We start from the raw sequence: 17,437 nt of genomic DNA on the forward strand, positions 1-17,437 counted from the left end.
TTTGCGGTGATCCGTCGGTTTCACGCAGCGTCGTCAAGATGATCTGGTTGCGTTTTCGGGACTCCATCGCTTTTTTCATGTGTTTTTGAGGAATCCCGAACATGGGCAACAAACTGTACGTGGGCAACCTGCCCTACGGCGTGCGCGACAACGATCTGGAAGAGGCTTTTGCCGAGTTCGGAGCCGTGACCAGCGCCAAGGTGATGATGGAGCGCGATACCGGTCGCTCCAAGGGCTTTGGATTCGTCGAAATGGGCAGCGACGCAGAAGCGCAGGCCGCCATCAACGGCATGAATGGCCAATCGCTCGGCGGCCGGGCCATCGTCGTCAATGAAGCGCGTCCCATGGAGCCGCGCCCACCGCGCTCCGGTGGCTATGGCGGCGGTGGTGGCGGATACGGCGGTGGTCGCAGCGGTGGCGGCGGCTACGGCGGGGGACGCGAAGGTGGCGGTGGAGGCTACGGCGGTGGCCGCGAGGGCGGCGGTGGTGGCTACGGCGGCGGTCGCAGTGAAGGGGGTTTCCGCAGCCCTTACGGCTCTGGCCCCCGCGGCGGCGGTGGCCGAAGTGGTGGCAACGACTATGGCGGCGGAAGCGGCTACTGACCGGCCGCATAGCACTTCGACGAAAAGCCTCTGCGGAGGCTTTTTTTTCGGCCTAGCCAATCAAATGCTACTAATTATGTAGCGCAAGACTGTTCTTCCAATTACGATAGAGCGCTTTTTACTTTGATTTTCTCGGCACCAAGCTACCGTGCACGGCACCCTGCAGTTCCAACACCTGGGCGATGTTGTCGTACACCAGGCCATTCGCCGTGAAACGGTCATTGCCGCGGGTCAGCGTCACCGGTTTGTTGGACCGCACCCGCTCCAACTGCGGCCACACGTGCAGGAACTCGCCTTCAAACGCAAGCTGCGGCTGCGCCTGCCCGCGCACGCTGGGTACGGCCTCGCGCACCACCTTGGCATTCCCGAAAAGCTGCACTTCGGAGCCATCAGCGTTGCTCAGTGCACGGTCGGCAGAGGCATGGGTGACCCGGCCGGCAGCGTCCTGCGCGCGCAGGCGCATGCGGTCGATCTCCAGCGTGTCGGTGTCTGGGTAGTGGCGGCCCATTTCACCGCGTACTTCACTGAGCAACTGCCCCTGGGGGCCAAAATTCTTGACCGAGAAACCCTGCATGAAATAGTCCGCCTCATGGCCACGCACAGGCTCCTGCGCACCGGACGGAGCCGAAGGCGCACTGCGCACCAGCCACCAGGTGGCGAGCGCCAGCATCCCCATGAGCACGACGGGCAGGTACACCGATATGTGGTCCCACACGCGCTGCGGGCGGCTTCTCATACGCAGTAGTCGGCCAGCAGGCCAGCATAGCTGCCGCTGGCCACCAGCAGCAGATCACAGAACTCACGTGCAGCTCCGGCACCGGCCAATGCCTGAGTGGTGTATTGGGCGCTGGCAAGGACCTCGGCGTGGGCACCCGGCGGCGCACAGGCGAAGCGGGCGCGCCGCAACACTGGCAGATCGGGCCAGTCGTCGCCCATGGCAGCCGCCTGGCCCCAAGTGAGGCCCAGCTCTGCCAGCAGGCGCTCCGCGGCCGGGCCCTTGTCTTCGGTGCCGAACACCGCATGCTGCACGCCCAGGGCGGAGAGCCGCAGGCGCAGCGGCGCAGAATCGCGCCCGGTGATGACGGCGGGCACAATGCCGGCGCGCTGCAGCAGCTTGAGGCCATGGCCATCGAGCGTACTGAAGCGCTTGAGGGTTTCGCCAGTGTCGGTGAAATAGATGCCCCCGTCGGTCAGCACCCCGTCCACGTCAAAAAACGCCACGCGCACGCCCTGTGCGGCCAGCAGCAGCTCAGGCGCAAAGCGCAGGGCGGGGAGGGTTGGCGCAGCGCTCTTCATGTCAGATCACCTTGGCGCGCATCAGGTCGCGAATATGCACCACGCCCAGCAGCAGCGCATCGTCGCCGGCCACCAGCACGCTGGTGATGCCATGGGTTTCCATCAACGCCGCAGCGTCGGCCGCCAGCGCGTCGCTGCGGATGGTGCGCGGACCCGGGTGCATGAGCTGCGCGGCGGTGCAAGGGCGCAGATCGGCGCCGTTCTCGATCCGCCGGCGCAGGTCACCGTCGGTAAAAATGCCCAGAATATGGCCAGCTTGGTCCACGATGGCAGCGGCGCCCAGGCCCTTGGCGCTCATCTCGCGCATCAGTTCGCCAAATCCGGCTTCTGGGCCCACGCGCGGCAGTTCGTCGCCGCTGCGCATCACGTCGCTGACATGCGTCAGCAACTTGCGACCCAAGGCACCGCCGGGGTGTGAGCGCGCAAAGTCTTCGGCGCGGAAACCCCGTGCATCCAGCAGGGCCACGGCAAGCGCATCGCCGAGGGCCAGCTGCGCCGTGGTACTGGTGGTCGGCGCCAGGTTGAGCGGGCAGGCCTCGCGCTCGACGCTGCAGTCAAGCACGATATCGGCATGCTGCGCCAGCGCCGACTGCGGCTTGGCAGTGATCGCGACCAGTGGCGTGCCAAGCCGTCGCAGCACCGGGAGGATGGCAATCAACTCGGCGCTCTCGCCGCTGTTGGAAATGGCCAGCACCAAATCGCCCGGGGTCACCATGCCCAGGTCGCCATGGCTGGCCTCTGCGGGGTGAACGAACAGCGCCGGGGTGCCGGTGGAGGCGAGCGTGGCGGCTATTTTGCGCCCCACATGCCCGCTTTTGCCCATTCCCATGACCACCACGCGCCCCGTCGTGTGCAGCATGGCACGCACCGCGTCGGGGAACGCGCCGGTGAGCGATTCACCCAGGCGCTGCAGAGCAGCCGACTCAATTTCAAAGGTCTCACGACCAAGTCGCAGGGCTTGCTGCGGGTCGAAAGGGCGCTCGGAGGCGTGGGCAGCGTGCATCGGCCAATTCTATCGGTGGCGCTCCGCTAGCATTGCACCATGTCCAGCCTTGCGCTCACACTTCTCTATCTGCTTGCCGCAGTGCTGGGCGTAGTCGTGTGCCGAAGCCTGCGACTGCCCCCCATGCTCGGCTACCTGGTGGCAGGAGTACTGATCGGGCCCCATGCGCTGGCGCTGGCGCGCAATTCCGACAGCGTGCGCCATCTGGGCGAATTCGGCGTCGTGTTCCTGATGTTTGCCATTGGCCTGGAATTCAGCCTGCCCAAGCTGCGCGCCATGCACCGCCAGGTGTTCGGGCTGGGTCTGCTACAGGTGACGCTGACCATGGCCCTGGGGTTTGGCGGGACCTTGTTCCTGGCCAAGTACCTGGGCGGAGTCTGGGATGTGGGGTGGCAGACCGCACTGGCACTCGCCGGCGTACTGGCCATGAGCAGCACGGCCATTGTGGTCAAGCTGATGTCCGAACGTGCCGAGCTGGAGAGCGAGCACGGGCGCAATGTCATGGGCATCCTGTTGTTCCAGGATCTGGCGGTCGTCCCGCTGCTGGTGCTGGTCCCGGCGCTGGGGTCGTCGCCCGACAACCTGCTGAGCGCGCTGGGCCTGGCCTTGCTCAAGGCCATTGTGCTGGTAACGGTGCTGTTAACGGGCGGGCAAGGCGTGATGCGCCGGTGGCTCACGCTGGTGGCACGGCGCAAGAGCGACGAGCTGTTCATGCTCAATCTTCTGCTCATCACGCTGGGCCTGGCGTGGCTGACCGACCTTGCGGGCTTGAGCCTAGCCCTCGGGGCCTTCATTGCTGGCGTACTGGTGTCGGAAACCGAATACCGGCACCAGGTGGGGACGGACATTCGCCCTTTCCACGACGTGCTGCTGGGCCTGTTCTTCATCACCATCGGAATGATGCTCGACTGGCACATCCTGCTCGAACAGGGATGGCTGGTGCTGGGCCTGGTGGTTGTGCCGCTGGCGCTCAAGCTGCTCATCATCCTGCTGCTGGCGCGCCTCACGGGGGCCAGCACGGGCGTGGCGCTGCGCACCGGGTTGTACCTGGCTCAGGCGGGCGAATTCGGCTTCGTGCTGCTCTCGCTGACCCTGCAAAACAACCTGCTGCGTCCGGCGCTCATGAACCCCATCCTCGCGGCCATGGTGCTGTCGATGCTGGCCACACCCTTTCTGATTTTGTACAGCAACCGCATCGTCATGCGCCTGGTGGCGAGTGACTGGCTTTTGCAATCGCTGCAGATGACAACCATTGCGCGCAAGTCGATTGACACCAACGGACACGTGATCATTTGCGGCTATGGCCGTTGCGGACAAAACCTGGCGCGCATGCTTGAGCGCGAATCGATACCGTACCTGGCACTGGACCTCGACCCGGACCGCGTACGCCAGGCCGCTGCCGCGGGTGACAAGGTGGTGTACGGCGACGCCACACGCCTGCAGGCCTTGATGGCGGCGGGCCTGGTACGCGCCAGTGCGGTGGCCATCACCTACCTGGAACTACCTGCGGCGCTCAAGGTGCTCGCCAATACGCGTACGCATGCACCGCACGTTCCGGTGGTCGTACGCACCCAGGACGATCTGCACCTGGAAAAATTGCGCGAAGCCGGCGCAACGGAAGTGGTGCCCGAGGCTATCGAGGGCTCGCTGATGCTGGCCAGCCACGCACTGGCGCTGGTGGGCGTCCCCATGCGGCGCGTGATCCGCTCCGTGCAGGACCAGCGCGAAGCGCGCTACCAGTTGCTGCGTGGCTACTTTCATGGTGCGGACGACGACACCTCCGCCGAGCGCGAACAGGCACGCCTGGCGACGCTGACGCTGCCTACGGGGGCGGCCACGCTGGGACAGGCATTGGGGACACTCCATTTGCCCGATCTGGGGGTGAGCGTGGTGAATCTGCGCAATCGCCTGGGCCATGCACTCAGCGTGAGCGAGGCGGCTGTACTGGCCGAAGGCGACACCCTGGTGCTTTCGGGCGCGCCGCCCGCGCTGGCACTGGCAGAGGAGCGGCTACTGCGCGGCTGAGTGCGCCGCCACTATGGCTGCAGCAAGGCCTCAGCAGGACCTGGGCGCCCGAACAAATACCCCTGAAAGCAGCGGCAGCCATTGTTCAGCAGAAACTGCCGCTGGCCTTCGGTCTCCACTCCCTCGGCCACTACATCGAGCCCCAGGCTCTGCGCCAGCGTGACAATGGTGCAGGCGATGGCGGCATCGTTGGGGTCGGTCAACACATCGCGCACAAAGCTCTGGTCAATCTTGAGCTGGTCCAGCGGCAAGCGCTTGAGGTAGGTCAGGCTCGAATACCCGGTGCCGAAATCATCTAGGGAAAACCCCACGCCCCGGCTGCGCAGGACCTGCATCTTGGCGATGCAATCCTCTACATCGTGCAGCAGCAGGCTTTCGGTGAGTTCGAGCTTGAGCAGGGCCGGCTGTGCTCCCGTTTCCTGAAGGATGGCGAGCACTTGCTCGACAAAGCCAGGGTGGCGAAACTCGTGCGCACTGACATTCACCGAGACCGTCCAGTGCGCGCTGGCCGCATGGGCAGCCCAGCGTGCGAGTTGCTCGCAAGCGCTACGCAGGACAGCACGGCCCAGCGGCAGGATCAAACCGGTCTGCTCAGCCAGACCGATGAACTCCATCGGTGGCACCAGCCCACGCTGCGGATGCTGCCAGCGCACCAGTGCCTCCGCCCCGAGCACACGGTTGTCTGCGTCGACCAGGCGCTGGTAGTGCACAAGAAATTCGGACCGCGCCAACGCCTGCCGCAGATCCGCTTCAAGCAGCGAGCGCGCCGATGCCGTGGCCTGCATCTGCGGATCAAAGAAGCACAGCGTATTGCGCCCCTGCGCCTTGGCCTCGTACATGGCGAGGTCGGCTCGCTTGAGCAGATCCTGCGGCGTTCCAGAGGCCGAGTCAACCAGCGCGATGCCAATGCTGGGGGTGCTGTGGATGGAGCGACCTTCGATCTCGTAGCTTTGGTTCAGGCGGGCGAGAATTTTGAGCGCCACGACCTCCACTTCCTGCGCCGCGTCCTGGGCCTTCCCGCTCAGGCCCTGGAGGATGACGACAAATTCATCTCCACCTAGCCGGGCGACGGTGTCCGAGGCGCGCACGCCTTCGGACAAGCGCTGGCCCACCTCTGCGAGGAGCCGGTCGCCCCATTCATGCCCCAGCGTGTCGTTGATGTCCTTGAAATTGTCCAGATCCAGGAACAACAGTGCAGCCTGGCTGTTGACTCGCTTGCACTGAGCAAGCACCTGGCCCAGTCGGTCCAGCAACAGGCGGCGATTGGGCAGGCCTGTGAGATCGTCGAAAAACGCCAACTGCTCGATTTTGGCCTCAGCACGCTTGCGCTCGGTAATATCGCGCGCGATACCGCGGTAGCCGGTGAATTGGCCCGCCTCGTCGAATATCGGCTCACCGCTGAGCGCCGCCCAGAACGTGGTCACGCCAGAATTGGCGTTCTGTATCTCGAAATCATGGAAGACCTTGTGCGCATTGAGCCGCCGGCGGTAGGCTGCCATCGCAGCCGAAGGGACTTGCACCGTCGCCATTTCCCACAAGCGCTTGCCGTACAACTGGTCTTCAGAGATGCCCAGATCCGCGCGGATATTGCCCTCCAGCCGTGTCAGGCGAAATTCGGCATCGCACTCCCAGTACCAATCGGAGGACAGTTGCGTGAGGCTGCGCCAGCGCGCTTCGCTCTGGCGCAGCGCGTCCTGTGTGACGAGGTAGTCGGTGACGTCGGCAAATGTGCGCACGCGTCCGCCACCTGGAAGCAGGCGGGTGCGCACTTCCAGATAGCGCCCCTCCATCGTCTTGCGGATATAGAGTGGCGGCATGTCCCCCAGTTGGGCCTGCGCGGCAGACTCGGAGGCGACATAGCTGCGCGCATTCGGCTCAATCAGTTCGAACCCCACACCAAAGTCGCCGCGCTCCCGCTGAAAGCTCACGATCTCGCTCATATGGGGTTGGCGATCGAGCAGTTCCTGAGGCAGATCCAGAAGCTCGCGGTAGCGCTGGTTGTGCACGCGCACGAATCCCTGCTCGTCCACATTGGAAATGCCCTGGGAGACGCTGGCCAGCGTCACTTCGAGCGCCTGGCTCTTGGTGGCCAGCTCAGCACTGGTGCGCGCCAGCTGCGCCTCCATCGCCCGGCGTTCCCGGTCGGCGCGCCGCGCCATTTCCAACTGCCCCACGGTGTTGAGCAGCGGCTGCAGAAAGCTCACATCTGCCGTGAGATAGCCCTCGGCGCGGTTGGCCACACCCGCCAGCGCAACGACCTCGCCTCCTGCCAGAATGGGCAAGGCCATAAAGGAGTGCAGCGGCGGGTGGCCGGGCGGCAATCCGCCGGCACGCGGATCACTCGCGGGATCGTTGCTGATCAGGGGCACAGCCCCCTCAAGCGCAGCACCCAGCAGCGAGTGGGGATTGTTAAAGACCATGCCTCCCGCATCGAGTTGCGCAAGCTTTCTTCGTGATGGCACGTCCCAGGCAATGTCGGTAATGGCGTGGATGCGCAGTTGCTTTGCACCTGAGGGCGCTGCTTCCACCTGGCCAACGAAGCCCAGCGGACTCTGCGTCAACACCAGCATTTCGTGAAGAAGGGTTTCAAAAGCATCCCGGGGCGTTGCACTGGCAATGAACAAGGCCTGGGCCTTGAAAATCGCTTGCAACAAGCGGTGCTGGCGCGCGAGCAGCTGTTCGGCGGCTTCCCGGGACTTCGCGCTGCGGCTGCGCTCGAGCACGGCTTCGATTTGCGAAGGGAGGGTGAGCAGGTACTGACAGGCCGGGTCGTGCACAAAAAAATCGGCAAACCCGTGGCGCAAGGCATGGGCCGCCTGCGACTCGGCACCCGCCGGTACCGCGATCAGGGCTGGGGTCCCCGCCAGAGCCGCCAACGCATCGTAGGCAGCACCGTCCGACAGGCGGTAGGACACCAGCGCCACATCAAAACGGCGCTGCTGGAGGATTTCTCGTGCCTCACGAAGCGTGCGTGCGCGCTGGACGTCCCAGGCAAGCCAGGATTCGGCCAGTGCCCCGTGCACCTGGTCGGCGTAGTCGTCGCTGCTTTCGACAAGAAGAACAGAAACGGTCATGGGCTTTTGGGGTACGCGCGGACTCGCATTACCAAAGTCATTATGGGCGCTTTGCCACACACTTTGACAAGTGGCGGGTGCACAACGGTTCACTACACTGCCCGCTGGCACAGGCCATCAGCACCCGCGGATTTCATTGCAAACTCTCGCCATGCCCACACCCAGCTTTTCCGACTACCTGCGCCAGCACATCCGTACCGTACCGGACTGGCCCGCCCCAGGCGTGCAGTTTCGCGATATCACGCCGCTGCTGCAGGATCCCCAGGTGTTTCGCGTGCTGATAGACGCCTTCGTGCAGCGCTACATGCAGCGTGACTTGCGGCCAGACGCAGTGGCAGGCCTCGACGCGCGCGGCTTCATCCTGGGCGCGGTGGTGGCCTACGAACTGGGCGTGGGCTTTGTGCCGATCCGCAAAAAGGGCAAGCTGCCCTTTACCACCGTCGAGGAAACCTACGAGCTCGAATACGGCAGTGCAACGGTGGAACTGCACACCGATGCCGTGCAGGCTGGCGACCGGGTGTTGCTGATCGACGACTTGATCGCCACCGGCGGCACCATGATGGCGGGGAAAAAGCTGTTGGAAAAGCTCGGCGCTCAGGTGGTGGAAGGCGCCTGCATTGTCGATCTGCCCGAACTGGGAGGCTCTGCACGACTGCGCCAGGCGGGGCTGCGCCTATATACGCTGGTGGATTTCGCCGGGCATTGAACGCGCCGGCAATGGTCACAAATCGCCGTACTGCGTGCCACTCAAGTCCGGGCCACGGGGTTCTGTGTGCGGCATTTCCGTGTCGGCAAAATCATCTGCCGTGGGGCGCCGCAACGGCCCCGTGCGCACTGCGACCCCCGGCAGATTGGACCGTTGCGGCGAAGCGCCCAGGGCCTTTTTGAAGGCTTCGACTTCGTCCGCGGCAATCGGGTCAAAGGGCGCCGGCGCGGGACGTGCGGCGGCGCGTACCGGCGCCACGACCGGGGGGTGCGTCGGCTGCGGCGCTACCGGGGCGTTGGCCGCGACCGGTCGCTGCGCTGCAGCCGCTTTCTGTGGAATGCCCACGGCGACGTGGTCGTTGATCCGCCAATAGACGGCCGTCACCGCAATGTCGTAGCGCGACTTGGCCGTCTGCGCAATCAGCGCCTCGATTTCGCTCAGCCTGGCGGTATCCCCGCCAAACTCGCGCGCCAGATCCATCATGACGAGAAACTGGCTGCCACGCTGGTCCAGCGAGAGCACCTTGAATTTGTAGCTGGCCGAGAGCACGCCGGCACGCACCATGGCGTCGCGCACGACGGTGTAGAGCAGTTCGCGCCGCTCCATGCGCTCATTCTTGCGATTGGCCGCATGGTCCATGGGGACAGGCTCGGGCATTTGGCGCCCATTGCGGCCCGGTACGAGGGGCACCGTGGCGTCGGCATTCAGAAGGCCCGAAGGTTCAAGATTGCGTGCACCGACCGGCGTCTGCTTTCGGGTGAACCAGCTCAGAATGGACATTGTTGTACTTTCTTCAACCTAAATGGGCCGCAGATGGCGTGCGCACCGCTGTATGCGGGCCGAGTTTAGGTCATGGCAGCCTGTATGGCGATAGGCGCTATGTCAGATAAACGGTCAATAAGGCACCCGACAGCATGTAGCCCCCATCAAGCATGCAGGGGCACAGCAATACACCGAAGCCGCCTTCGCGGACCAGCGCCACCGCAGTCGGCGTGAATCCAGCGCTCAGGTCGTCGCGATGCGGCGGCGGCGATTGCCCATGCGCTTGGCTATCACCGCCCCAACCGCCATGGCGAGGTGCAGCGCAATGGCGGGCTGGCGGTTGCTCAGTTCGGTAAAGCGCATCGCCGTCAAACTCCAGAGCTTGCAAGGCGCCGTGGCCTGCACGGTGGCGCTGCGCGGTCGGTGCGAGAAAAACGCGCCTTCGCCAACCACCGAGCCGGCCGTGACGATGGCCAGGCGCAGGCGCTCCTTTTCGTCCTCGTAGTGCACGCTGAGGCTGCCGCTCTCGACAAAGTACAAAGTGCGCTCGGAGGCCCCCTGCATGAACAAGGTCTGGCCTGCGGCGAGCGTCATGGGCTGGATGTAGGCCGACAGCAAGTTCCAATCGGCAGTATTCAGCGGATTGCTCAGACTGTCCTCGGCGGTGGCTTGAATAATGGCGTTGATCAGGCCGCTTAAATCGAGCTTGATCGTGGAGGGCATTGGAGCATTCATGATCCATTGACGCTACCGCGAATGCGGAATGCGCACAAGCCGGCGTTACGGTCGCTTACAAGCGGGTTTTCGCGGCTATTTCCCGATACAGAAGCTCGAGAAGATGACGCCAAGCAGATCGTCGGCGCCAAACGCGCCCGTGATGGCGTTCAAGGCATTCTGCGCCAGGCGCAGTTCCTCGGCCAACAAATCCAGCGCCGGATGGCGGCCCTGCAATTGGTCAGCCGCCGCCTCCAGATGCGCGCCCACCGCAGCAAGCGCCTGCACATGGCGCGCGCGGGCAATGAAGATGCCATCCGGAGCCGATTGCCAGCCGGCCATCGCCAGCAAGCGCAGGCGCAGCGCATCCAGCCCCTCACCGCTATGGGACGACAGGCGGATACCCTCGCGCGGCCCGCCCGGAGGGACGCAGTCGCTTTTGGTCCAGACGTCGAGCAAGGGTACGGAATTCGGCTTAAATCTGCCCATAGCGCTTGCCAGTACTGCGTCGTCAGCTACATATTCAGTAGTGTCACTTCGGGTGAGATCATGCAGAAACAGTACGGCATCAGCGCCAGCGATGGCCTCCCAGGCACGTGCGATGCCGATGCGCTCTACCTCGTCGTCGCTCTCACGCAGGCCAGCCGTATCGATCACGTGGAGCGGCACGCCTTCAATCTGAATCGTCTCCTGCACCTTGTCCCGCGTAGTGCCGGGAATCGGCGTGACGATGGCCAGTTCGGCACCCGCCAGGGCGTTGAGGAGTGAGCTCTTGCCTGCATTGGGTTGGCCGGCGATCACCACCTTGATCCCTTCGCGCAGCAGCGCGCCTTGGTGCGCGCGCTCCATGAGAAGCTTCAGCCGCCGCTGCAAATCTTGTAGCTGCCCAGCGGCATCAGAACTGCGAAGGAAGTCAATCTCCTCCTCAGGAAAATCCAGCGTGGCTTCCACCAGCATGCGCAGATGCACCAGCGCGTCGCGCAGCGTGTGGATTTCCTGCGAGAACGCGCCCGCCAGCGAGCGCGCGGCGCTTCGGGCCGCGGCGCTGGTCGAGGCGTCGATCAGGTCGGCCACTGCTTCGGCCTGCGCCAGGTCGAGCTTGTCGTTGAGAAAGGCCCGCTCGGTGAATTCGCCCGGCTGCGCGAGGCGCAGGCCCGCCAGCCGCGGCGTTCCCGTCTGCGGGTCGGGCTCGGCAGCCGCCTGCAGGCAGCGCGCCAGCAACAACTGGAGCACCACCGGGCCGCCGTGTGCCTGCAGTTCCAGCACGTCTTCCCCGGTGTAGGAGTGCGGCGCGGGAAAGTACAGCGCCAGCCCCTGGTCGATGGCCTGTCCTGCGGCGTCGCGAAACGGCAGGTAGGTGGCCTCGCGTGCGCGTAGGGGGCGACCGAAAAGCGCCAGGGCCAGCGCCGCCAGCCCTTTGCCCGACACGCGCACGATGCCTACGGCACCGCGCCCAGGGGCGGTGGCGATGGCGGCGATGGGGTCGTGGTGACGGGCAAGCATGGCGGCGATGGTTCGGATTGGAGCGCCAAAAACTGGCGCAGCCCAGGCGCGGGACACCGCGCAAGGGCCGCCCCGCCGCGCTGGTGTCGTCCCCCTTCCCGCGCGTAGCGCGAGAGAAAGGGGGAAGCGGCGCAGCCGCTCAGGGGGTTACTTAAATTTTGGCAAATGGAACTGCGGCGGAACCCCCATGCGGGTGTTGATGACCCATTGCTGGGCAATCGACAGCAGGTTGTTCGTCAGCCAGTACATCACCAGACCGGCGGGGAAGAAGAAGAACATCACGCTGAACATCAGCGGCATGATCCACATCATCTTGGCCTGCATAGGGTCTGGCGGCGCCGGGTTGAGCGCCGTCTGCAGCAGCGAACTGAGCGTCATGAGCAATGGCAGGATAAAGAACGGGTCGGGCGACGACAAGTCGTGGATCCAGCCGATCCAGGGGGCATTGCGCATTTCCACGCTGGAGAGCAGCACCCAGTACAGCGAAATGAACACCGGAATCTGAATCACGATGGGGAAGCACCCGCCCATGGGGTTGACCTTCTCCTCGCGGTAGATGCGCATCATCTCCTGCTGAATCTGCTGGGGCTTGTCCTTGAGGCGCTCGCGCATCTCGGTAATCTTGGGATTGATGGCCTTCATCTTGGCCATGCTGGCGTAGGCCTTGGCATTGAGCCAGTAGAAGGCGATCTTGAGCAGCAGCACCAGGCCCACGATGGACCAGCCCCAGTTGCCCAGCACGCTGTGCAACTGGTTGAGCAACCAGTACAGCGGCTTGGAAATAATGGTGAAGATGCCGTAGTCCTTCACCAGCTCCAGGCCAGGGGCAAGTGCTTCGAGCTTTTTCTCTTCTTCCGGGCCAGCATACAGGTCGCTGTCAACGGTCCGGCTCGCGCCCGGCGCGATGGTGCCCAACGGCATCACCATGGCCACGGAATACTGGTTGTCGCCCAGACGCTTCACGCGAAATTCACGCTGCAGGGTCTGGCTATCAGGTGCGTTGAGCAGCCAGGCCGCAACAAAGTAGTGCTGGACCATGGCGATCCAGCCGTTGTTCGCTGGCGCAGGCACTTCGGCCTTTTGCTTTTCGATGTCAGCAAAGGGAATCTTGTGGAATTTCTTCTCATCGGTATACGCGGCCGGTCCGGTGAACGTGTTGGCCCCCAGCATGGTGCCCTTAGCCACCGTGCCATGGCGCACCAGCTGCAGGTAGAGCTGCGCGTCACGTGGCTGGTCGCCGACGTTGACCACCTGGTGCTTCACGCGGATGGAATAGTCCCCACGGGTAAAGACATAGGTCTTGACGTACTTGAGCCCGCCCACAGGCTGCGATTCAAAGCTCACTTCCAGCGTCTTGGCGCCATCGGCCAGCACACGCGGGCCAGGCAGCGCCTGCATCAGCGTCAGGTGGTTAGGGAAGCTGGCGCCAGCGTCCACCGTATTGAGCAGGCCGGTTTGCGCCACGTAGCGGGTCGCCGGGTTGCCGTCTTCCATCAGCGTGACAGGCGTGATCTCGACGGGAAGCAACGGCATGCCCAAGACGCCCTTGACGGCATCGACCAGCCCGCGGATATGCGACTTTTCCTTGTACTGCGTGAGCTCAAGCTCCGACAAGGTAGCGCCCTGGCTGTCAATCACGACCTTGAAGACATCGGTGGACACCGAAATTTTGTCGCGCGCCACAGGGCTCGCCTGGTCCGGCACGGCGGCCCCCGTCTGGGCGCCTGCTGGTGCTGCTGCTGCAGCGGCGGCTGGTACACCGGACAGCGCAGCCTTGTCCGCAGCAGGTACGCTCGAGACTTGCTGCGCGGGGCTGGGAAAAAACGTGCCCCGGTGGCCGTTGTGCACCTGCCACTTGTCCCACAGCAGGACCATGGAAAAGCCGAATATGACCCACAGAATGGTGCGGCGGATGTCGTTCATGGAGTCTTCTCAGAAGCAGGAGAGTGAGATTTTTCTTGCGCCACCAAAAGACGCGAGAACAGGCGCGAAGCGCGCGGCGAATCCAAGGGCACCGGGTCGTGCCCGCCCTGACACCAGGGCTGGCAGCGCGCCAACCGCGTGAGCGTGAGCCAACTGCCTGAGAGTGCCCCATGGCGCTCAAGCGCCTCTATGGCGTACACGGAGCAGGTGGGCTCGAAGCGACAGGCCGAGCCGAGCCAGGGGCTAAGCAGCAGGCGGTAGCCGCGCACCAGCGCGATCAGCACGCGGCGCATCAGGCGCTACTCCGGCTGGCGCGCTCAAACAGCGTGTGCAATTCCTCGCGCACCGCGCTCTTGAGCACATCAGAGCTGGCACTGACAAACACCTTGCGATCGAACGCTGCGCGCAGCCGCACCACATGGGCCGCGAGAGGGAGCTGGGGCTCAAAGCTGGTCGCCACGCTAAAAATCTGGCGCTTGATGGCATTGCGCGTGACCGCGCGCCGGGCCCAGCGCTTGGGCACCATGGCGCCAAGCCAGACCATGCCGGGCACGATCAGAGGTTTTGCTACGACCCCCCCATCAACCGGCGTTAGCGGCACGGCAGTGGGCGCCAGGACAAGGCGGTGCATGGCGAAATGGGGCGTCCGCGCCACCGTGCCACCGTCGAGAGTGGCCTGGAATTGCGGACGGGTTTTCAGGCGCTGCATACGAGCGTGGCGCGCCGGGCACGAAACTGCCACCGACCGCTGATGCTCACGCAGGCTCAGACGGCCAGGCGCTTGCGGCCCTTGGCGCGGCGGGCATTGATCACGGCGCGGCCGCCACGCGTCTTCATGCGCACGAGGAAACCGTGGGTGCGGGCGCGGCGGGTCTTGGAAGGTTGGTAAGTGCGTTTCATGGTCTTTCCTTGGAAGTTGTTCAGGCAAGCCGCCAGCCACCAATGGCGCCAGAGCAGTTGCGTGCGAAGTCAAAATTGCCCTGAACCTTTTCAGGGAAACCGGCAATTATCGCAGGCTTGTATGAACGAAGCAATCGAACTCGCCGCAAATGCCCTTGCGCACGCCTTTTCACGGGTGTGGATAAGATCTTGAAAAGCTACAATTCCGGGCCTCATAAGCTCCCTCTATCCACAAGAAAACCATCTACATGACAGAGGAATTCGCGAACCCTGCCCCTGACGCATCCGCACCACAAGCGGGGCAGGCATTGTGGCAGGCCTGCCTGGAGCAACTGGCGCAAGACTTGCCCGCCCAACAGTTCGGCACCTGGATCAAACCCCTGAGCGCTCAAGTCTCGGACGACTTCTCCCGCGCCACGCTGTACGTTCCCAACCGCTTCACGCTCGACTGGATTCGCTCGCAGTATGCCGGGCGCATTGCCTCGGTACTGGAGCAGCTCTCGGGCCAGACCGTGACGCTGGAGTTAGCGCTTGCTCAGCGCGCAGCCCCCGTGCGTGCGTACGCTGCACCTGCAAATACCGCCGCCCAGGCGCCGGCGGAGGCGCTTGCCTCGCAGCGCCCCGAGGGCGATGCGGCGTACAGCCCACCGCGCAACCGCCTGAACCCTGGCCTCACCTTCGACACGCTGGTCGAGGGCACGGCCAACCGCATGGCGCGCGCCGCCGCCATGCACGTGGCGGGGATGCCGGGGCATTTGTACAACCCGCTTTTCATCTACGGCGGCGTCGGCCTGGGCAAGACCCATCTGGTGCACGCCGTGGGCAACAAGCTGCTGGCCGACCGGCCGAACGCCAAAGTTCTCTACATCCACGCCGAGCAGTTCGTCTCGGATGTGGTCAAGTCGTACCAGCGCAAGACTTTTGACGAGTTCAAGCAGCGCTACCACTCGCTCGATCTGCTGCTGATCGACGACGTGCAGTTCTTCGCCAACAAGGACCGCACGCAGGAAGAATTCTTCAACGCCTTCGAGGCGCTGCTGGCCAAAAAGAGCCACATCGTCATGACCAGCGACACCTACCCCAAGGGCCTGGCGGACATCCACGAGCGGCTGGTCTCGCGCTTTGATTCCGGCCTGACGGTGGCCATCGAGCCGCCCGAGCTGGAAATGCGCGTCGCCATCCTGATCAACAAGGCGCACGCCGAGAGCGTCGAGATGCCCGAGGAAGTGGCGTTTTTCGTCGCCAAGAACGTGCGCTCGAACGTGCGCGAGCTCGAAGGTGCGCTGCGCAAGATCCTGGCCTACAGCCGCTTCAACCAAAAGGAAATCTCGATTCAGCTCGCCCGCGAGGCCCTGCGCGACCTGCTGTCCATCCAGAACCGCCAGATCAGCGTCGAGAACATTCAAAAGACGGTAGCCGACTATTACAAGATCAAAGTGGCAGACATGTACAGCAAGAAGCGCCCGGCCAGCATTGCCCGGCCGCGCCAGATTGCCATGTACCTGGCCAAGGAGCTGACGCAAAAAAGCCTGCCCGAGATCGGCGAACTGTTTGGCGGGCGCGACCACACCACCGTGCTGCACGCGGTGCGCAAGATATCCACCGAGCGCCAGCAGCTCACCGAACTGAACCAGCAGCTCCATGTGCTGGAGCAGACACTCAAAGGCTAGGCCAGACGGCGTGGCGCACAGGCAAAATGGCGGGTTAAACGGCGCGGGAGACGGGCGCCGGCCAATCGCAGAAAACCACAAGAGGATGAAATGATCGTTCTGAAGGCTCCCCAAGACAAGGTTCTCGCAGTCCTGCAATCGGTCGCCGGCATCGTCGAGCGCCGCCACACGCTGCCGATCCTGGCCAACGTGCTGCTCAGAAAGACCGGCAACGCCCTGCAACTGACCACCAGCGACCTGGAAATCCAGATCCGCACCACGGCGGAACTCGGCGGCGACACCGGCGACTTCACCACCACGGTAGCGGCGCGCAAGCTCATCGACGTGCTGCGCACCATGCCCGGTGACCAGACCGTGAGCCTGGAGACGGCGCAGGAAAAGCTGGTGCTCAAGGGCGGCAAGAGCCGCTTCACCTTGCAGACCTTGCCGGCGGAAGACTTCCCGCTGGTGCAGGAGGCCGCCAACTTCGGCCCGGCTTTCAGCATTCCGCAAAAGACCCTCAAAAACCTGCTCGGCCAGGTGGCCTTCGCCATGGCGGTGCAAGACATCCGCTACTACCTGAACGGCATTCTTTTTGTCGCCGAGGGCAAGACGCTCTCCCTGGTCGCCACCGACGGCCACCGCCTGGCGTTTGCCAGTGCCACGCTGGATGTCGAGGTGCCCAAGCAGGAAGTCATCCTGCCGCGCAAGACGGTGCTGGAACTGCAGCGCCTGCTGAGCGACGGCGACGCCGCCATCGAAATGCAATTCGCCAGCAACCAGGCCAAGTTCAGCTTTGGCGCGATGGAGTTCGTCACCAAGCTGGTCGAAGGCAAGTTCCCTGACTACAACCGCGTGATTCCCCGCAGCCACGGCAACACCATTACCCTGGGCCGCGCGCCGCTTCTGGCCAGCCTGCAGCGCACCGCCATCATGACCAGCGACAAGTTCAAGGGCGTGCGCCTGAACCTGGAGCCCGGCAGCCTGCGCGTGACCAGCAACAACGCCGAGCAGGAAGAGGCGGTGGACGAGCTGGATATCGACTACGGCGGCGAGCCGATCGAGATCGGCTTCAACGTCACCTACCTGATCGACGCGCTCGCCAGCATGCCGCAAGACATGGTGCAGATCGCCCTGGCCGATGGCAGCAGCTCGGCGCTGATCACCATTCCTGAGAACGACAGCTTCAAATACGTCGTGATGCCGATGAGAATCTAGAGGCCAACCCCCTGTGTCGCTGCGCTCCCTGCACAAGCCGAGTGGCGCATTGCTCGGCATGC

Annotated in this window: 16 protein-coding genes; 5 read left to right on the plus strand and 11 right to left on the minus strand. The window is 64.0% G+C overall.

Translation table 11 applies throughout. The features are described from left to right. The first annotated feature begins 101 nt into the window (after positions 1–101). Complete coding sequence (locus tag D3F03_RS11870; protein WP_119109632.1) at positions 102–602, plus strand: RNA recognition motif domain-containing protein; 501 nt, start codon at positions 102–104, stop codon at positions 600–602. A 118-nt stretch (positions 603–720) separates the two neighbouring features. On the opposite strand, the gene lptC is transcribed toward D3F03_RS11870, so the two are convergent. The 3 genes from lptC to D3F03_RS11885 are packed head-to-tail and all read right to left on the minus strand — an operon-like array spanning position 721 to position 2,901. After that, positions 721–1,338: an LPS export ABC transporter periplasmic protein LptC gene (gene lptC / locus D3F03_RS11875; protein ID WP_119109633.1), complete on the minus strand. Its 618-nt coding sequence runs from the start codon at positions 1,336–1,338 to the stop codon at positions 721–723. Beyond that, positions 1,335–1,898: a KdsC family phosphatase gene (locus D3F03_RS11880; RefSeq protein ID WP_119109634.1), complete on the minus strand. Its 564-nt coding sequence runs from the start codon at positions 1,896–1,898 to the stop codon at positions 1,335–1,337. The genes lptC and D3F03_RS11880 overlap by 4 nt, the downstream gene beginning before the upstream one ends. Position 1,899: 1 nt before the next feature. After that, a complete protein-coding gene (locus tag D3F03_RS11885; RefSeq protein ID WP_119109635.1) occupies positions 1,900–2,901 on the minus strand; it encodes a KpsF/GutQ family sugar-phosphate isomerase in 1,002 nt (333 codons plus the stop codon). 39 nt (positions 2,902–2,940) lie between these two features. On the opposite strand from D3F03_RS11885, the gene D3F03_RS11890 reads away from it, so the two are divergent. Then, a complete protein-coding gene (locus D3F03_RS11890) occupies positions 2,941–4,926 on the plus strand; it encodes a monovalent cation:proton antiporter-2 (CPA2) family protein (protein ID WP_119109636.1) in 1,986 nt (661 codons plus the stop codon). An 11-nt stretch (positions 4,927–4,937) separates the two neighbouring features. Here D3F03_RS11890 and D3F03_RS11895 read toward each other — a convergent pair whose 3' ends face one another. Beyond that, positions 4,938–8,000 carry an EAL domain-containing protein gene (locus tag D3F03_RS11895; protein ID WP_119109637.1) on the minus strand — a complete coding sequence of 1,021 codons (3,063 nt, stop codon included), beginning with the start codon at positions 7,998–8,000 and terminating at the stop codon, positions 4,938–4,940. Between the two features lie 151 nt (positions 8,001–8,151). Here D3F03_RS11895 and D3F03_RS11900 point away from each other — a divergent pair, with 151 nt between their 5' ends. Beyond that, the gene (locus D3F03_RS11900; RefSeq protein WP_119109638.1) at positions 8,152–8,706 is read left to right on the plus strand and encodes an adenine phosphoribosyltransferase; all 555 of its coding nucleotides are present in this window, start codon (positions 8,152–8,154) and stop codon (positions 8,704–8,706) included. 15 nt (positions 8,707–8,721) lie between these two features. Here D3F03_RS11900 and D3F03_RS11905 read toward each other — a convergent pair whose 3' ends face one another. From D3F03_RS11905 to rpmH, 7 genes are all read right to left on the minus strand, one after another. Beyond that, entirely contained in the window at positions 8,722–9,486 is a 765-nt protein-coding gene (locus D3F03_RS11905; protein ID WP_119109639.1) for a hypothetical protein, read from the minus strand. 225 nt (positions 9,487–9,711) lie between these two features. Continuing rightward, on the minus strand, positions 9,712–10,203 hold the full coding sequence (locus D3F03_RS11910; RefSeq protein WP_119109640.1) for a Crp/Fnr family transcriptional regulator: 492 nt from the start codon (positions 10,201–10,203) through the stop codon (positions 9,712–9,714). A gap of 75 nt (positions 10,204–10,278) precedes the next feature. Further along, on the minus strand, positions 10,279–11,685 hold the full coding sequence (mnmE, locus tag D3F03_RS11915; protein ID WP_119109641.1) for a tRNA uridine-5-carboxymethylaminomethyl(34) synthesis GTPase MnmE: 1,407 nt from the start codon (positions 11,683–11,685) through the stop codon (positions 10,279–10,281). 147 nt (positions 11,686–11,832) lie between these two features. Continuing rightward, positions 11,833–13,608: a membrane protein insertase YidC gene (yidC, locus tag D3F03_RS11920; protein ID WP_119109642.1), complete on the minus strand. Its 1,776-nt coding sequence runs from the start codon at positions 13,606–13,608 to the stop codon at positions 11,833–11,835. Further along, positions 13,605–13,904, minus strand: coding sequence for a membrane protein insertion efficiency factor YidD (gene yidD, locus D3F03_RS11925; RefSeq protein WP_119109643.1), 300 nt, complete (start codon positions 13,902–13,904; stop codon positions 13,605–13,607). The genes yidC and yidD overlap by 4 nt, the downstream gene beginning before the upstream one ends. After that, complete coding sequence (locus tag D3F03_RS11930; protein WP_119109644.1) at positions 13,901–14,317, minus strand: ribonuclease P protein component; 417 nt, start codon at positions 14,315–14,317, stop codon at positions 13,901–13,903. The genes yidD and D3F03_RS11930 overlap by 4 nt, the downstream gene beginning before the upstream one ends. Before the next feature lie 56 nt (positions 14,318–14,373). After that, entirely contained in the window at positions 14,374–14,508 is a 135-nt protein-coding gene (rpmH, locus tag D3F03_RS11935; RefSeq protein ID WP_005798102.1) for a 50S ribosomal protein L34, read from the minus strand. A 248-nt stretch (positions 14,509–14,756) separates the two neighbouring features. Between rpmH and dnaA the strand changes: the two genes are divergently transcribed. Then, complete coding sequence (dnaA, locus tag D3F03_RS11940; protein ID WP_119109645.1) at positions 14,757–16,178, plus strand: chromosomal replication initiator protein DnaA; 1,422 nt, start codon at positions 14,757–14,759, stop codon at positions 16,176–16,178. Positions 16,179–16,268: 90 nt separating this feature from the next. Continuing rightward, positions 16,269–17,375, plus strand: a complete 1,107-nt coding sequence (gene dnaN / locus D3F03_RS11945; protein ID WP_119109646.1) for a DNA polymerase III subunit beta — start codon at positions 16,269–16,271, stop codon at positions 17,373–17,375. Positions 17,376–17,437: the final 62 nt, after the last annotated feature.

This window comes from Simplicispira hankyongi, from assembly GCF_003570885.1.
GTDB lineage: Bacteria > Pseudomonadota > Gammaproteobacteria > Burkholderiales > Burkholderiaceae_C > Simplicispira > Simplicispira hankyongi.

Excerpts from the sequence above, each read along its gene's own strand:
- D3F03_RS11910 (WP_119109640.1), bottom strand. The coding sequence starts at position 10,203 with ATGAATGCTCCAATGCCCTCCACGATCAAGCTCGATTTAAGCGGCCTG.
- D3F03_RS11900 (WP_119109638.1), top strand. The coding sequence starts at position 8,152 with ATGCCCACACCCAGCTTTTCCGACTACCTGCGCCAGCACATCCGTACC.
- rpmH (WP_005798102.1), bottom strand. The coding sequence starts at position 14,508 with ATGAAACGCACTTACCAACCTTCCAAGACCCGCCGCGCCCGCACCCAC.
- lptC (WP_119109633.1), bottom strand. The coding sequence starts at position 1,338 with ATGAGAAGCCGCCCGCAGCGCGTGTGGGACCACATATCGGTGTACCTG.
- D3F03_RS11895 (WP_119109637.1), bottom strand. The coding sequence starts at position 8,000 with ATGACCGTTTCTGTTCTTCTTGTCGAAAGCAGCGACGACTACGCCGAC.
- D3F03_RS11905 (WP_119109639.1), bottom strand. The coding sequence starts at position 9,486 with ATGTCCATTCTGAGCTGGTTCACCCGAAAGCAGACGCCGGTCGGTGCA.
- D3F03_RS11885 (WP_119109635.1), bottom strand. The coding sequence starts at position 2,901 with ATGCACGCTGCCCACGCCTCCGAGCGCCCTTTCGACCCGCAGCAAGCC.
- yidC (WP_119109642.1), bottom strand. The coding sequence starts at position 13,608 with ATGAACGACATCCGCCGCACCATTCTGTGGGTCATATTCGGCTTTTCC.
- D3F03_RS11870 (WP_119109632.1), top strand. The coding sequence starts at position 102 with ATGGGCAACAAACTGTACGTGGGCAACCTGCCCTACGGCGTGCGCGAC.
- dnaN (WP_119109646.1), top strand. The coding sequence starts at position 16,269 with ATGATCGTTCTGAAGGCTCCCCAAGACAAGGTTCTCGCAGTCCTGCAA.
- D3F03_RS11930 (WP_119109644.1), bottom strand. The coding sequence starts at position 14,317 with ATGCAGCGCCTGAAAACCCGTCCGCAATTCCAGGCCACTCTCGACGGT.
- mnmE (WP_119109641.1), bottom strand. The coding sequence starts at position 11,685 with ATGCTTGCCCGTCACCACGACCCCATCGCCGCCATCGCCACCGCCCCT.
- dnaA (WP_119109645.1), top strand. The coding sequence starts at position 14,757 with ATGACAGAGGAATTCGCGAACCCTGCCCCTGACGCATCCGCACCACAA.
- D3F03_RS11890 (WP_119109636.1), top strand. The coding sequence starts at position 2,941 with ATGTCCAGCCTTGCGCTCACACTTCTCTATCTGCTTGCCGCAGTGCTG.
- D3F03_RS11880 (WP_119109634.1), bottom strand. The coding sequence starts at position 1,898 with ATGAAGAGCGCTGCGCCAACCCTCCCCGCCCTGCGCTTTGCGCCTGAG.